This window comes from Mycoavidus sp. HKI, assembly GCF_020023735.2.
Taxonomy (GTDB): Bacteria; Pseudomonadota; Gammaproteobacteria; order Burkholderiales; family Burkholderiaceae; genus Mycoavidus.
This window is the reverse complement of sequence record NZ_CP076444.2, coordinates 1839778-1856291: the sequence shown is the minus strand read 5'-3', so window position 1 is coordinate 1856291 and position 16514 is coordinate 1839778. Positions and strand designations below refer to the sequence as shown.

The window sequence follows — 16514 nt, the reverse complement described above, 5'->3', positions numbered from 1 at the left end:
ATTTCTATCATGACGTCTTCTCGAACGATTTTAATCACTGGCGCTCAAGGCCAACTTGGCTTTGAGTTAGCGCGTAGTTTACAAGGTCTTGGCCGGATTGTTGCGTTGGATCGGCAAGCACTGGATTTGGCAGATTTTGATCAAATTCGGCGTGTGGTGCGCGAATTGCGGCCGGCTTTAATTGTCAACCCGGCCGCGTATACAGCGGTCGATCAAGCTGAAATTGAAGAGCCTGTAGCGCTGCGCATTAATGCTTTAGCACCGGGCGTGCTGGCTGAAGAGGCGAAGCGGCTCAATGCAGTTTTATTCCACTATTCAACCGACTACGTATTTGCTGGAGACAAGGATGGTGCTTATACCGAAGAGGATAGCGCGCAGCCGCAAAATGCCTATGGTCGCAGTAAACTGGCTGGCGAACGGGCGCTGGCTGAAGTAGGCGCGGCGCATTTCGTGCTGCGCACGAGCTGGATCTACGGCAAGCGGGGCAAGAATTTTCTGTTAACGATGTTGCAACTGGCGGCGCAGCAGCCTGAGTTGCGGATTGTGGCTAACCAATATGGCGCCCCGACCTGGTCGACGACCATTGCCGCCCTCAGTGCGCAAATCTTGGCGCAAGGCATCGCGCTAGGCCATCAAGATCGGAGTTGGTGGCAAGAAAAATCAGGTATCTATCATTTAAGCGCCGCCGGCTCGACTTCTTGGTATGAATTTGCGCAAGCGATCTTTACGCTTGCGCCACCTGCTAGGCAACCAAAGTTGACGCCGATTTCGGCGCTAGAGTATCCGACACCGGCCAAGCGCCCAGCCAATTCTCGTCTATCTAACGATAAATTGGCGCGGACTTTTAACTTATTTGCGCCTCATTGGCATGACGCGTTACGCTTATGTCTGCGCCCTGAATAGGGCTTAAAGCAAGCTATAAAGTCGCGGGCGGACGTACTGGCAAGGTTAGCTGGAGGAATGTGCCATCTGATAAGGTGAGTGTAACCTGCACGGTGTCGCCTGGTTTGATCGCCGGTTCCGCGCGCGCTTTTTCAAGCATCAGATGGTAACCACCAGGGGCGAGCCTGACCTCGCTGTGAGCTGGCAGGGTTAATTTTTTGAGGTGAATCATCCTGCTGTGTGTGCCATCCGATATCGACTGATGTAGCATCACATGGCCATAATCAGGGCTGGAGGCGGCGACGACATCGATAGCTTGAGCGCTGTTGTTGCGCAATGTCATATAACCGGCGGCTGGCCGTCCGTCAGGTAGCCAGCGCACCCAGCCGGCTTCGGCTACCACTTCTGGTGAGGCCGCGGCGATGGCGCTTGAAGAAGATGCGCTAAAGCATAGACTGGCTAAAAGAAAAGTAATCCATTTCATGAGTTGATACTCCCCGTTATGATGATGGTTGAAGCAGAATACGCAAATCGTGCGCAATATTATCCGCAGAATCGGCGGCGGTCGCCATCAATTGCGCCCGACCTTTTTGATCGAAGATATAAATCGCTGAGCTGTGCATCACCTCATAGCGGTTGTCAGTATCGGGCTTTTCAGATTGATACGCGACGCGGTAGCGTTTAGCTAATGCCTCGACTTGACTGAGTGTGCCGGTCAGACCTGTGACATGTTCCGCATCAAATGCCCGGACGTAACGGTGCATTGAGGTAGGCGTATCACGTGCTGGGTCGATCGAGATAAACAGAATGCGTACAGCGCGTGCATCGTCGCCCAGTTTCGAGAGCGCAAGCATGAGGCGCGCCATGGTTTCAGGGCAAACATCCGGGCAATGCGTATAGCCAAAGTAGACGAGGGTGATTTGGCCTTGGTAAGTTTGCGCGCTAACCTTTTGTCCCTGATCGTCAGTCAAAGCAAAATCAAGATCAGGCAGGTGGTGACGCACTTGGGTTAACTGCCAATTTTCATCGCGCTGCCGGCTACAGCCAAGAAAGAGCATTGATAAGACGCCGGCCAAGAGCGCACAGTAAAGTATCGCTCGCTGCTGGAACATGACTCGCTGCATGATAAAAGCCTTCTAACTCGATTTTGTTGAATAGCGGACAGTCGCGCTGGTGCGCGCGCATGTATGTGTTAGGCACGCTATTTTAACAGACCCCCTAAAATTTTTCCGTTCATCGGAGTCAGGTGTGCGGGGTCTAGGCAAGCAAGATCTCGGTATTGGGTGAACTGATTCGCCTGCAGCAAGGGCAAGAGGGTGGAGATACTTAAAATATAACGCCAGCATGTGATACATATGGAATCCAAAGCGTGTGATACGGCCTGTTGTAAAGCCTGATGTGTGCGAGCTTTAGCCCCATGTAGGGAGGGTCTCACCTTACTCTACATTTTCTCAATGGGATTCAAATTTCAGACAATTTCAGACATTCGAGTGTCCATAAGCGTCACTCACTTATAGCCTACTTTCCGCTATCTCCCATCTAAAAATTTGATTTTTGATCGACACACTTCGTTCGATATCAACTATGCTGGCATCCAATAGCGCTGGTGCTCGTCTTCTCGGAGGCGATGTACCAATGGGAAACCCAGACCTTGCAAAAGCGCATTGCCAAGCAAGCGTAGTCATCGGCCTATCGGCCGCAAGGTGCGTTAAAGAAACAAAAGCTTCAATTCTCAATGACCTCAGAATCAAGATCGTGCGCTTGTTTGGAAGCACGCACGCACAGACACACAGAGAGAGACTAGCTAAACTTACTATTTACTTTTGCTTGGCAGCGGTTCAAGTGAATGCGTGCTTGAGCCGCTTCAGGTTATGTCTGTGCCAGGAAATTATGCCGCGTGTTCAGCACTGTGCGCATCATCGTAATTGACGGCGCTCATACCATTGCCCAATTGCTTCATCAGTAGTTCACGATAAAGACCCGCTTGTGCGCGCAAAGCATCGGGGGCGCCATCATCAATGACTTTGCCATCGCTCATCACAATAATACGGTCAAAGTTTTGTAGCGTGGACAGTCGATGGGCGATGGCAATCACCGTGCGGCCGCGCATCAGTCGATCGAGCGCCTGTTGAATTGCTTCTTCTGAGGCGCTATCGAGGGCGGAAGTGGCTTCATCGAGGAGCAGGATAGGTGCATTTTTCAAAATCGCGCGGGCAATCGCAATGCGTTGCCGCTGGCCGCCTGAGAGTTTCGTGCCACGGTCGCCCACTAGGGTGTCAAACCCTTGCGGCATCGCTTCGATAAACTCAGTGCAGCGTGCTTCATGAGCGGCGGCAAGAACTTCGTCGCGGCTAGCATGAGGTCGGCCATAAGCGATATTTTCAAAAATCGTCCGATGTAAGAGCGAAATATCTTGCGGCACGACGGCGATGGCTTGACGCAAGCTTTCTTGCGTAATCATGCTCAAATCCTGACCATCGATCAAAATGCGGCCCGCTTGGGGTTCATAAAAATGTTGCAACAACGCAAGTACCGTGGATTTGCCGGCTCCAGAACTGCCGATTAAGCCAACCCGCTGGCCTGGCTCGAGGTGCAAGTCAAATGCCTCGAGCGTGCGCGTCCGATTTGGATAGGCAAAACAAACTTGATTGAAATCAACGCGTCCACCTTGTTCAACCAGCGTCTGTGCTTGTGGATGGTCGGGCAATTGATGAGGTTCAAGCAAGGTCTCAATGGCTTCGGCAAGCCGTGCAATATGTTGAATCACATCCACTAGGGCGACGGCAAGGTCGCGCGTGCAGTGCAAAATCGTCAAGCCAAGTGAACTGACCAGTACAATATCGCCCGTGCTGACTTGGCCGCGTGTCCATAACCAAAGGGCCCAGCCGAGCAATCCCGCGGCCAAAAAAGCCGTCGAAACAGCATGGAACAGCCTTAATTTTTCAAGATGTAGCAAGCTTTTGCGGCGGGCGCGCATTTCTTCTTGGAGCTTCGCGCCAAAGCGGGTTTGCTCGCGGACCGTCGCTCCGAAGGCGCGTACTAGCCCCATATTGCTGATGACATCGACGAGCTCGCCATCGACTGCTGCGGCTTCTTTGGCGAAGCCACGGTGGTGTTTGGCGCCGTAACTCGCCAATTTGAAGAGGATCAGCGCGAGCACCGTCGATACCAATAGCAGACCGCCGGCCATGAGCGGATTGACTGCGGCAATTATGGCAATGGCGCCGCCTACTGCGATGCAGGGCGGCAGAGCATTCCACGCCATGGTATTTTCAGCCGTGAACACCGCATTTGAGGTTGCCGTAATCCGGCTGGCCAGCAGGCCGGGCGGCTTTTCTGTAAACCAGGTTTGCGCATGGCCGCTCAAATATTGAAATAGATCTCGCCGTAAATCGCCGGTCACGGTGACAAACGCGTGGGTGCTGACCCAGCCGCCTATGCGCCAGAGTAGATTATCGGCAGCGATTAAGCCCGCTAACAGCAGAAATGCACTCCATAGTTGCGTGAAGTGGCTGCGTCCTTGACTCAGTATATCGATCAGATGCTTAATCCCATATTGAGCAGCAAGCGAGCAACCTACTGCGGCCAGTACGCTGATGAACACGGCGCCATGGGCGACTGGGTGACGGCGAATATATTGATACAGAAAAGCCAGCGGCCGATCAGCATAGCTAGCGAGCTTAGCGTTATACGCATCGCTCTGAGTCGTAGACGAGCGCATCTTCATTTCATTCGTGCCTACAAAAGAGTGGGCTTCTGCAAGCTTGACGTTTATCATATGGCCTCGGCTTGACTGCGTGAAATAAGCTACTTGCTACTTGTTGGGTGGAACATGGATGCGTCCATGCTCCTGATCCTTTTTATGTCGGAATCGACAAGCGGCAAAGCAAGTAACTTGTTTATCAAATCACTACAGATAATTTAAAGCAGCGTTGTAAAACAAAGACCGACAAAGTGTTTCTGTATTGTAACAAGTTAAATACTTTGAAATTCACCGCTTGAATTTATTTTAAGCAGCAAATAATCCGTGATGAAGTGATTGACTACTGGGTAGCCGTACTTCAACTTTTGCCCTGACTTTATATTAGGAGAATCATGTCATGCGAATCGCTCAAATTGCGCCGTTATGCGAGGCTGTGCCGCCGAAATTGTATGGCGGTACAGAACGAGTGGTGTCTTATTTGACAGAGGCCTTAGTTGAGTTGGGCCACGATGTGACCTTGTTCGCCAGTGGTGACTCAGTCACCACAGCGCAACTCGAACCAGTATGGCCGCAAGCCCTTCGCTTAGATCCAAAGATTCGCGATATGTTCGCACCCCATATGCGGATGCTCGAACAGGTGCGGCAACGCGCCGACGAATTCGATATCCTGCATTTTCATCTTGATTACCATTCGTTCGCACTTTTTAGCCGCCAGTCCACACCGTTTCTAACGACCTTGCATGGCCGTCTTGATTTACCTGAGTTACAGCCGGTTTTCAATCTGTTTACGCAAGCTCAGGTGGTGTCCATTTCCGATAGTCAACGTTCGCCACTGCCCCAGGCAAATTGGCTGTCAACCATTTATCATGGCTTGCCGGAAAAAATGTTGATGCCTCGTCCTGATATCCAGCCTGGCTATTTAGCTTTTCTGGGTCGTATTTCGCCTGAAAAGCGAGTTGATACAGCGATTTCGATTGCCGCTAAATGTGGCTTGCCAATCAAAATTGCAGCCAAAATTGACCGCGCCGATCAGGCCTATTACGACGAGCAGATCAAGCCATTGATGTCGCAGCCGCACGTTGAATATATCGGTGAAATCTCTGAAGCGGAAAAAGCCGCTTTCTTGTCCGGCGCCCATGCGCTGCTGTTTCCGATTGACTGGCCTGAGCCATTTGGTTTAGTCATGATTGAGGCGATGGCCTGTGGTACGCCGGTGATTGCTTTCAAGCGTGGCTCAGTCCCCGAAGTGATCGACCACGGCGTGACGGGCTTTTTAGTGAGTGATGAAATGGAGGCGGTGGCTGCGGTGAAGCGCTTGCATACAGTGTCGCGCGATACAGTGCGCCAACAATTTGAAGCACGCTTTACCGCGCAACGGATGGCGGAAGATTATATTGTTGCTTACGAACATCTTCTGCATCAACAACACCGCACTGTGTTACGTGAAGTCGCAGTAGGTTAGAAAAAGGGCCGCACACACTTCGTGTGGCCCTTTTTTTATTCAGATCTAAGCGTGAGATAAATTAAAAGGGTGGTATACTTATTTCTCATTGAGAATGATTCGCATTAGCGCTACCATTGCTTTTTAGTACTGCCCGTTTGTCCAACTCAATATTAAATCCTCTCATCAAGGAATATTTAAATGAAAATCAGTCTCATAATTACTCTTTTCACGCTGACTTGTGCGTTGTCCAATGGTGTACACGCGCGCACAGAAACAAAAGAAGAGTTACCGACCTTCAAACTTGAGATGGCTGACGGGAAATTGATGCCCTCTCGCATCGAGGTGCCGGCTAATCAGGCGATCAAACTTGAAATTGAAAATACCGGCAAAAGCGCGGTTGAATTTGAAAGCATTCAATTGCGTAAAGAGAAGGTGCTCAGCCCTGGCGCCAAATCTTTTGTTGTGATTAAAAAAATGGCACCGGGCGAATACAAATTTTTCGATGATTTTCATCAAGCGACGGCACAAGGGGTAATCGTCGCGAGATAAATTTGAGTTTAAGTAGAAACAAGGATAGGGATAGCCGTAGGCGGTAATCAGGTAGCTTTGGAGAGCTCAATGGGGCAGGTGCTGTTTGTAGTATGGCGTGAAAGTGTTGAGGCATTGCTTGTGATCGGCATTTTATATGCGTGGTTGCGCAATGGTGACAAGACGGCGCGGCAGGGCCTGCCTTATCTGTGGCTAGGAGTTGGACTAGGTCTGCTAGTGGCGGTTGCGTTTGGCGCGGCATTAGTGAACTTTAGTGAAACCCTCTCCGGTGAAACCCAGGATTATTTCCAGGCCGCAATGGTCTGGATTGCGGCTGTGCTGATTGTACAGATGGTATTGTGGATGAGGTATCACGGCGGTACCTTAAAACAAGGCATCGAAGCATCTTTACAAAAAAGTACTCAAAATGCGCATTGGTGGGGGGTGACGCTGCTTGCTGCATTAGCAGTTGCGCGCGAAGGAAGTGAGACGGTCATCTTTCTCTATGGACTGGGTTTTGGGCAAGCAGGATATATTTTGCCTATGCACCTGGCTGCCGTATTGATAGGCTTTGGTCTAGCCCTCCTAACGTTTTACCTATTGCAGCTGGGTGGCAAATTGTTTTCTTGGCGCGCTTTTTTTCGCGTGACTGAAATGATGTTGCTCTTTCTCGCTGCGGGATTGGTCCAAGCAGGCGTTGATAAACTCATTGATAAAGAAATACTTCCTGCTCTGATTGACCCACTGTGGAATACTTCAGCGTTACTCGATGATTCTAATGCTGTGGGTACATTGTTGGCGGCATTGACCGGCTATCGTGCGTATCCATCGTTAATGAATGTGTTGGCGTATCTTATTTATTGGGCTGTGGTGGCTTGGTTAGTGAGACGTACACAGCGGTGCCTGACGGTTAAAAATCGGCCGGCATGAATCAACAAGGGCGCATTCTAGCCCATGATACGTTGCTCTAATACATGCGCTAGCTTGGTATGCCATCCGTCTATATAATAAGCCATTCGAAATTCTTTCAATAATGATTAATACAAGAGGTCGCTCCATGCATATCAATCGGTTCTTTTTCAATTTGATTGGTCTTGTTGCGCTACTTGCACTGGCCGCTTGTGGCAAAAAACAGGCCCTTCCGTCACCGCCGGTAACGGAAGTGGGGATTGTCACCCTAGAGCCGCAAACTGTGCCAGTGACAATTGATGTACCTGGACGCACCTCTGCTTGGCAGATTGCTGAGGTGCGCGCACGTGTCAATGGCATTGTGCTTAAACGTGAATTTAAAGAAGGCAGCGAAGTGAAAGCGGGCCAGCGCCTCTACAAAATTGACTCAGCTCCTTATAAAGCTCAGTTTGAGAGTAGCCAAGCTGCGTTGGCAAAAGCACACGCTAGTTTAAATGCAGTCGCGGCTAAGGCCGAACGTTACAAACCGTTGCTTGCAGCGAATGCGATTAGCAAGCAAGAATATGACAATGCGCTGGCTGAGCATGGCCAAGCGATGGCGGACGTTGGTGTTGCTAAGGCCGCGCTTGAAGTGGCGCGCATTAACCTTGGCTATACCGAAGTGAGCTCGCCGATTGCAGGTTGGATTGGCAAATCCTATGTCACTCCAGGCGCTTATGTGCAAGCCAGCCAGGCAACGTTGTTAGCCACGGTGCAGCAAATCGACCCGATTTATGTTGATGTGACGCAATCGAGCAGTGACGTTTTGCGTTTGCGCCGTGAAATGGCAGACGGCCAATTACAAATGACTGGTCGTAACGAGGTCAAGGTCGACCTCGTGCTGGAAGATGGCTCATCTTATCCGTTCCAAGGAAAGTTGCAGTTTTCCGATATCGCGGTCGAACCGGGTACGGGCACGATCACCTTACGCGCGCTCTTTCCAAATCCGAAAAAAGCCTTGCTGCCTGGTATGTTTGTTCGTGCGCGCATCCAAGAAGGCGTGAACCATCGTGCGCTGGTGGTGCCGCAGGTTGGCGTGACTCATGACGCAAAAGGCCAACCGACTGCCTTGATTGTCGATCAAGATAATAAAGTCGCTTTGCGTGTACTGACCACGATGCGAGCGGCTGATGATAATTGGCTGGTAGCGAGTGGATTGAACGCAGGCGACAGAGTTATTGTGCAAGGATTGCAAAAAGTGCAGCCTGGGATGACCGTCAAACCGGTAACCACACAGGTATCGCCGACGACTGAAGCTGCTGCTGGGCCACAGCCTGCGGCCAGCGACGCCGCGGACGCTAACGCCAACGCAGAATAACCGTATTAAAAATAAGGAAAACCATTTCCATGGTTAAGTTTTTTATCGATCGACCGATTTTTGCATGGGTGCTGGCCATTATTTTGATGATGGCCGGAGCGTTGTCGATTCGCACCTTGCCTGTTGAACAGTATCCATCGGTAGCGCCGCCCGCAGTGCAAATCAGCGCAGCCTATCCAGGCGCATCGGCCCAAACCGTTGAAAACACAGTCACCCAGGTGATTGAACAGCAAATGAATGGGATCGACCATTTGCTGTATATGTCCTCCACCAGTGAAAACTCGGGGGGCGCAAATATTACGCTGACCTTCGCGCCGGGTACCAACCCGGATGTGGCGCAAGTGCAGGTGCAAAACAAACTACAACTGGCCTTACCCCTATTGCCGCAAACCGTGCAGCAACAAGGTATCAAAGTTACTAAGTCGTCCGGTAGTTTCTTGATGGTATTAGCCTTCGTGTCTACCGACGGTAGCATGAATAAGTTTGATTTGGCCAATTATGTTGCGGCCAATGTGCAAGATCCAATTAGCCGGGTTGATGGGGTCGGCACCACGACGCTGTTTGGCACCCAGTATGCAATGCGAGTGTGGTTGCATCCAGATAAACTGGCTAGCTACCGCCTAACACCAGTCGATGTCACCAACGCACTCTCTGAGCAAAATGTCCAAGTGCCAGGGGGTCAGTTAGGTGGCTTACCGGCCGTGGACAAGCAACAACTCAATGCGGTGATCACCGAAGCAACCTTGTTAAGGACGCCGGAACAATTTAGCAATGTCTTATTAAGGGTGATGCCAGACGGTTCACAAGTACGTTTGCGCGATGTCGCACGGATTGAACTCGGCGGTGAAAGCTATAACGTAGATACCCGCTATAACGGCCAGCCTACCGCTGGCTTTGCGCTTAAACTGGCGACGGGCGCGAATGCCTTGCAAACCGCGCGGCTGGTACGTGAACGGATTGAAGAATTATCGAAATACTTCCCGCCCGGTTTAGTCGTGAAATATCCATACGACACCACGCCCTTTGTGCGCATCTCGATCGAAGAAGTGATCAAGACACTATTTGAAGGGATTGTGCTGGTGTTTTTGGTGATGTACTTATTCCTGCAAAATTGGCGTGCTACGCTGATCCCAACCATTGCCGTGCCAATTGTGTTGTTGGGTACGTTTGGCGTGATGGCGGCGGTCGGTTTTTCGATTAATACCTTGTCGATGTTTGGCCTTGTGCTGGCGATTGGGTTATTAGTCGATGATGCGATTGTGGTCGTTGAAAACGTCGAGCGGGTCATGGCGGAAGAAGGGCTTTCACCGCGCGAGGCAACCCGTAAAGCAATGGGCCAGATTACGGGTGCGCTGGTTGGCGTGGCGCTTGTTTTATCCGCGGTATTTGTACCGATGGCGTTTTCCAGCGGTTCAGTGGGAGCAATCTATCGTCAGTTCTCACTGACCATTGTGTCGGCGATGGTGCTCTCAGTATTAGTGGCACTGATTCTGACGCCAGCTTTATGCGTGAGTTTGCTCAAACCGATTCCTAAAGGACACCACGAAGAGAAAAAAGGGTTTTTCGGCTGGTTTAACCGGACTTTCGAGCGTGGTCGCGATAAATACCAGTCAGGCGTGCGTGGTGTCATCGCTCGCTCTGGACGTTGGTTTGGCATTTATGCGGTGATTATCGTGGTCGTTGGTGTGCTGTTTATGCGCATGCCTACGGCTTTCTTGCCGGATGAAGACCAAGGGATTTTATTTGTGCTGGTGCAAACCCCGCCAGGCTCAACCCAACAGCGGACCCAAGCAGTCCTGAGCGAAGTTAGCCAATACCTGTTGCAAGATGAAAGCCAGCTGGTTGAATCGGCCTTTGAGGTCAATGGCTTTAGTTTTGCTGGCAGTGGCCAAAATTCGGGTATGGTTTTTGTTAGATTAAAAGATTGGAAACAGCGTACGAGAGCGGATCAATCGGTACAAGCACTCATGCAGCGCTCTTTTATGCGTTTTTCGCAGATTAAAGATGCCATGGTGTTTCCGATTAATCCACCGCCGATTATCGAGCTTGGCACAGCCTCTGGCTTTGATATGCAATTGCAAGATCGCGCCGGTCTCGGCCATGATGCCTTGATGCAAGCGCGCAATCAGTTGCTAGGGATGGCGGCACAAAGCCCAATATTGATGCAGGTGCGCCCGAACGGTCTGAATGACACGCCGGAATTTCATGTGGATATTAATCGTGAGAAGGCCAGCGCGCTGGGGATTCCATTGTCTTTGATTGATCGGAGTTTCTCGATTGCTTGGGGCGGAACTTACGTTAACAGTTTCCTAGATAGGGATAACCGCATCAAAAAGGTTCTGGTCCAAGGCGACGCCCCTTTTCGTATGACCCCGGAAGACATTCAGCGTTGGTATATCCGCAATGCGCAAGGCGAGATGGTGCCGTTCTCGTCATTTGTCAGTTCGCATTGGGGTTATGGCTCGCCTAAGCTTGAGCGTTATAACGGTGTTTCCTCGGTAGCCATCCAGGGCTTAGCAACTCCTGGCAAAAGCACGGGGGATGCAATTCAAGAAATGCAAAACCTGGCAGCAAAATTGCCGCATGGCATTGGCTATGAGTGGACCGGTATGTCGCTCCAGGAGATTTTATCCGGCTCGCAAGCGCCATTACTGTATGCCATTTCAATCTTGGTGGTGTTTTTAAGCCTAGCTGCGCTTTATGAAAGCTGGTCGATTCCATTCTCGGTGATCTTGGTGGTGCCACTTGGAATCATTGGTGCTTTATTGGCGGCGACAGGTCGCGGCCTATCTAATGATGTGTATTTCCAGGTGGGCTTATTGACCACTGTTGGTTTGTCTGCAAAAAACGCAATTTTGATTGTTGAGTTCGCCAAAGAACTGCAGGCACAGGGCAGAACTGCAATGGAAGCTGCCATCGAAGCCGCGCGTTTGCGTTTGCGGCCAATCTTGATGACTTCATTGGCTTTTGTGCTTGGTGTGCTGCCTTTGGCAATTAGCCGTGGTGCCGGTTCTGCTGGTCAACATGCGATTGGCACGGGGGTTATCGGCGGGATGTTGAGCGCCACCTTTATCGCCATTTTCATCATCCCAATGTTCTTTGTGGTGGTGCGTAGCAAATTCTGTCAATCTAAATCAAAGCAGAAGGTGCAAGCTGGCGCTGACCCGATGGTGAACGCTTCGAGTCATGAGAGCAATTCGGATGCAGATACTCACCCGAAAATTTGAACCTCAGGAACATGTAAATGCGTGAATTTTCTCTTTTAGCTGCATTGTCAATCGCAGCAGTTTCAGCTGCCTGTACGCTGGCACCTCGTTATGAGCGCCCAGCAGCGCCGGTTGCCGCCACCTATCCTACGGGGGATGCGTATACCTTGCTGACCGAGTCAGCCTCAGCGCCGGTTGATTTGGGCTGGCGCCAGTTCTTTGCAGACCCGCGTTTGCAAAAGTTGATTGAGCTGGCGTTACGCAATAACCGTGATTTGCGCGTAGCGGCATTAAATGTGCAACAAGCACGTGCACAATATCGGATTCAGCGCGCAGGCTTGGTGCCGGATTTGCGTGCGCAAGGGGCTGGCAATCGTAGTCGCACCCCCGCTGAGCTCTCCATGCTTAACCGTGCAGTGGTGGCTAGCCAGTATGAGGTGGGCGCGGCTGCGGCGTGGGAAATTGACCTTTTTGGCAAGCTACGGAGCTTAAAAGATCAAGTCCTGGCGCAATATTTAGCGACGGCTCAGGCCCGCAAGGCGGTTGAAATTTCGTTAGTGGCGCAGTTAGCTAACCAATATTTAACCACCCATGCCTATGACGAGCAGCTCAAAGTCACCCAAGCAACCCTTAGCGCTGCTCAGGAATCTTACCGGCTTGCCAACGTGCAGTTTGACGCAGGCGTTGGCTCTGAGCTTGATTTGCAAGAGGCTGAGAGTACTGTTGAGCAAGCCCAGGCCAATCACCAAAATCAACTGCGTCTACGGGCCCAGTCTGAAAATGCGCTCACGCTCTTAGTCGGCGAACCGTTGCCCGCCGATTTACCGCAGCCATTGCCGCTTGATCACCAGTCGATACTGGCTGATATTCCAGAAGGCTTACCATCGGATTTGCTGGTGCGTCGCCCGGACATTGCCGCAGCTGAAGAAAATTTGCGGGCGGCTAACGCCAATATTGGCGCGGCTCGGGCTGCATTTTTTCCGAGTATTTCGCTCACCGGACAGTTTGGCAGTGCGAGCCCGGACCTGGGTGGGTTGTTTAAACCAGGCTCGATTGCTTGGGGTTTTGTGCCAAAGGTTTCACTGCCTATTTTTAGCGGTGGTGCGAATCTTGCCAATCTTGATGCGGCGCAAGCAGGTAAGCGGGTCTCTGTTGCACAATATGAAAAAGCGATTCAAACGGCCTTTCGCGAAGTAGCGGATGGGCTTGCCGCGCGCGGTACCTACGATGAACAAATTGCGTCGCTTAAGCGCTACACCGCAGCTCAACAACGTCGGCTTGATCTGTCCACCTTGCGTTATCGCAATGGCATTGATAGCTATCTGCGGGTGTTGAGTGCGCAGACGAGCTTATATGCAGCCGAGCAAGCACTGATTTCAAGCCGCTTGGCACGGCTGGTTAATCTGGTCAATCTATATCAATATTTAGGCGGAGGCTGGCTTGAGCGTACTGGTGATACGCCGCGGCCAGCGGATGTGCCTATCGCATCATAAAGAAATATAGGTTGGGTCCAATCGCGTAAGGACTTTTTAGGCGCTATTGGACCTTATCTTTTCATTTATATCTAGGCCTAATGGATCATTGGTACGGTCAATAAGTTTCTCTAGATTCATCGGTACATAGCCTACTTCGTCAATAATCATCAGCCGATAAGCCCTGATGGCCCGGTGTAAAGTCATGTCCTTACACACAACTATAAACAGCCAAGTACAATAAACCTTTAAAAGAAAGAGATGACAGGCAGAGATGAGCTGGGCAGCGAAAGAATTTAAGACAGTAGATTTAGGTGACAAGCGGTTAAACAAGAGGCTGATGTTGCTTGCAGAGCGTCTTGGGGAAAAGCCGACGGCGAGTCTGCCTGGGGCATGTAAAGGGTGGGCGGAAACCCAGGGGGCGTATCGATTTTTATCTCAAGAGGATATAGGTTGGGAGTCTATTTTAGAGCCGCACTGGTCCTGTTCGCGTGCGCGCTTACAAGAGCAGCGTACCGTTTTGTGCATCCAAGACACCACGGAACTGAACTTCAACGGACAATCGATAGAAGGCTTGGGTCCCCTGTGTTACGAAGCGCAACGAGGTATGTACCTGCACCCGACGTATGCGGTATCGTTGGAGCGTGAACCGTTAGGCGTATTAGATGCGTGGATGTGGGCACGTGCATCCAAAGAAGACGTAGAGAATCGGTCTGGGATCAAGGAAAGTATACGCTGGATCGAAGGGTATAGCCGACTGGCAGAACTCTCAGCCGAGTTACCCGAGACACGTTTGGTGTATATGGCAGACCGTGAATCCGACATGCTAGAACTGATATGCAAAGCCTCCGAACTGGGGAATCCGGTGGATTGGTTAATTCGCTCGTGTCACAACCGGGTGCTACCAGATGGTGCTCGCCTGTGGGAGGCAGTCGGTGCGCAGGCAGCGGTAGGCGAATTGCATTTTATGATGCCCTCACGGCATGGCCAAAAGGCTCGAGCGGTACGTCAGCAAGTCAGAATGAAACGCGTTGTCCTTGATGATAGAAAGGGCTCCCCGTTAGAAGTGACCTGCGTAATAGCCCAAGAAGTGGAGGTACCGTCTGGCTGTAAGCCTGTGGAGTGGCGCTTGCTCACTAATCGCGTGGTACTTGATTTCGACGCAGCAGTGGAGTTGATTGACTGGTATCGGGCTCGCTGGGAGATTGAGATGTTCTTCCACGTTCTCAAAAACGGCTGTCGCGTCGAGGCGCTGCAACTAGGGGCTATCGAAAAGTTAGAGAGGGCGCTGGCGGTCTATATGGTGGTGGCTTGGCGAATCGCTCGCTTGATGAGACTAGGCCGTACTTGCCCTGATCTGGAAGCAGAACTGCTGTTTGAGCCAGAGGAATGGCAAGCCGCGTATCTTCTCATGAAAAAACCTGTGCCAAAAAAGACGCCTCGACTCAATGAAGTAGTGCGGCTTATTGCGATGTTGGGTGGATTCTTAGGCCGAAAAGGGGATGGCGAGCCCGGCGTAAAAACCATCTGGCAAGGATTACAGCAGGTTACTGCCTTTGCTCAGGGTCTACGCTGGGCGCGCCAAAACCAGATATTTTGAGTTGTGTATAAGGATATGGTGTAAAGTGGCTTTCATATTGTTTTGCTGATAAGCCGTCGTCAACAGGAGCATCAGGTCCGCGGCTGTCGTTGCGGGACACAGAATAATCGTGTTCTGAGAATTTCATAACAAATAGTACTAGGGCTTGCCCTCAATCCTGTGCTGCCGACGCATTGCCTCGTGAGCGCTCATGCTTAACCCACAAGAAGCGAGAGTAGGCATCAATCCTGTTAGTACTATCTCCGCTCTTGATTCCGGCATCCGCCATCATCTGTTGATAGGCCTGTGGCTTAAACTGCGCCGTAAATAAATAGCCGCTGCGCAATTGCTTGGTATCTTTCGAGTTACCAGAGCCACTGGTGCCGTTCAAGCGGCCTGCATATTCCTTTCCGCTGAGAGGAACCACGTCCATAACGGTGTTAGCGATAGGCGCTAACTGCTGGGCATGGATGCCGTACCGACCACTCGCATACAGCCGATAGACGCCTGCTACGTCAAGACTGCCGTGATTGCAATCTTCGGCCGTTTTCTGGGGCATCGAATAGCCCCAGTCATCCGCGGGAAGATGCGCTTTATCGGTATAGCGTGACACGCCATCTTTAAAGAACCAATCAATGTTGGATTTAACAATCTGATCGTAAAGCTTGACTCGCTCTGGCGCATCCTTTAGCAACTCATGCGCTTGGGCTAGATTCATAAAGCCATAATCGAACATCATTTGCTGATTCCACGGTACTGGCAGCCCGGTTTTATACGGTGAGGCATTTGAGAAGTACATATGCTTGCCATTACGCAGCGTGAGTAATGATTTCAGAATATGCTGATCGACCGTTTTGTCCGCTTCAATCACATAGCGCTTAGCGCGTTTCAGATAGGTTTTTCCAAAATGATGAGGGTCCCCATCAGGAACGACCTCATTATAGGTAGCACATGTTTGCAGAATTTGTTTAGCGCAAGTGGCAAGGTGTCCAACGGGGTCACCTTGTTCTCCACCAGTTTGAATCGGATTTGCATTAGGTTGATTGGGCCAAACTGGATCGACACGCCCCGTCCAGATAACACGCTTACCACTCAGATCATTGCGTATGGACAAAAGCGTGTCACAGAACGACACCGTTTTGTCCAGAATTTCTTTTTTTGGCGCAATCTCATAGACCAATGCCATGGACTTAAAATTTCACCGCTGTGACCTTGGACCCACTCATTATGCTCATTCGTGGGTACTGGATTTAATGTCTGCGTATAACTGATAAATGATTGAATTTCGTTTTTAGTGACGGGACCATCCAAGCTGTCGACTACCATATTCTCTTGGGATACTGCATTAGTATGCGCATGGCGTGCCATAGAAGGAGGCGGACTGCCTAGTGGGACACCTGTAAACAAAAGTGAAATAAAAGAAGGAATTTTCAT

The 16514-nt window shown here is 50.9% G+C and carries 11 protein-coding genes and 1 pseudogene; 8 read left to right on the top strand and 4 right to left on the bottom strand.

Features of this window, described 5'->3' with window-relative positions; translation table 11 throughout:
- Window positions 1–9: 9 nt before the first annotated feature.
- Window positions 10–903, top strand: coding sequence for a dTDP-4-dehydrorhamnose reductase (gene rfbD / locus KMZ15_RS07250; RefSeq protein WP_223692112.1), 894 nt, complete (start codon window positions 10–12; stop codon window positions 901–903).
- 13 nt (window positions 904–916) lie between these two features.
- On the opposite strand, the gene KMZ15_RS07245 is transcribed toward rfbD, so the two are convergent.
- The 3 genes from KMZ15_RS07245 to KMZ15_RS07235 form a co-directional block, all read right to left on the bottom strand.
- Window positions 917–1366, bottom strand: a complete 450-nt coding sequence (locus tag KMZ15_RS07245; protein ID WP_223692109.1) for a copper chaperone PCu(A)C — start codon at window positions 1364–1366, stop codon at window positions 917–919.
- Between the two features lie 16 nt (window positions 1367–1382).
- Window positions 1383–2006: an SCO family protein gene (locus KMZ15_RS07240; protein WP_223692107.1), complete on the bottom strand. Its 624-nt coding sequence runs from the start codon at window positions 2004–2006 to the stop codon at window positions 1383–1385.
- Between the two features lie 764 nt (window positions 2007–2770).
- Window positions 2771–4603, bottom strand: coding sequence for an ABC transporter ATP-binding protein (locus KMZ15_RS07235; protein WP_223694779.1), 1833 nt, complete (start codon window positions 4601–4603; stop codon window positions 2771–2773).
- A gap of 379 nt (window positions 4604–4982) precedes the next feature.
- Here KMZ15_RS07235 and KMZ15_RS07230 point away from each other — a divergent pair, with 379 nt between their 5' ends.
- The 7 genes and pseudogenes from KMZ15_RS07230 to KMZ15_RS07200 all read left to right on the top strand — a co-directional run bounded on the left by KMZ15_RS07230 (window position 4983) and on the right by KMZ15_RS07200 (window position 15101).
- Window positions 4983–6047: a glycosyltransferase family 4 protein gene (locus tag KMZ15_RS07230; RefSeq protein ID WP_223692105.1), complete on the top strand. Its 1065-nt coding sequence runs from the start codon at window positions 4983–4985 to the stop codon at window positions 6045–6047.
- Between the two features lie 264 nt (window positions 6048–6311).
- Window positions 6312–6578 (top strand): annotated as a pseudogene (locus tag KMZ15_RS07225) (cupredoxin domain-containing protein); the annotation flags it as partial.
- Window positions 6579–6647: 69 nt separating this feature from the next.
- Complete coding sequence (locus KMZ15_RS07220) at window positions 6648–7487, top strand: FTR1 family protein (protein WP_223692104.1); 840 nt, start codon at window positions 6648–6650, stop codon at window positions 7485–7487.
- A 127-nt stretch (window positions 7488–7614) separates the two neighbouring features.
- Complete coding sequence (locus tag KMZ15_RS07215; protein ID WP_223692103.1) at window positions 7615–8823, top strand: efflux RND transporter periplasmic adaptor subunit; 1209 nt, start codon at window positions 7615–7617, stop codon at window positions 8821–8823.
- Window positions 8824–8852: 29 nt separating this feature from the next.
- A complete protein-coding gene (locus tag KMZ15_RS07210; RefSeq protein ID WP_223692102.1) occupies window positions 8853–12050 on the top strand; it encodes an efflux RND transporter permease subunit in 3198 nt (1065 codons plus the stop codon).
- Window positions 12051–12067: 17 nt separating this feature from the next.
- Window positions 12068–13522: an efflux transporter outer membrane subunit gene (locus KMZ15_RS07205; RefSeq protein ID WP_223692101.1), complete on the top strand. Its 1455-nt coding sequence runs from the start codon at window positions 12068–12070 to the stop codon at window positions 13520–13522.
- Window positions 13523–13775: 253 nt separating this feature from the next.
- Window positions 13776–15101 carry an IS4 family transposase gene (locus KMZ15_RS07200; RefSeq protein ID WP_223691058.1) on the top strand — a complete coding sequence of 442 codons (1326 nt, stop codon included), beginning with the start codon at window positions 13776–13778 and terminating at the stop codon, window positions 15099–15101.
- 151 nt (window positions 15102–15252) lie between these two features.
- Here the strand turns inward: KMZ15_RS07200 and KMZ15_RS07195 are convergent, their stop codons facing one another.
- On the bottom strand, window positions 15253–16266 hold the full coding sequence (locus KMZ15_RS07195) for a hypothetical protein (protein ID WP_223692100.1): 1014 nt from the start codon (window positions 16264–16266) through the stop codon (window positions 15253–15255).
- Window positions 16267–16514: the final 248 nt, after the last annotated feature.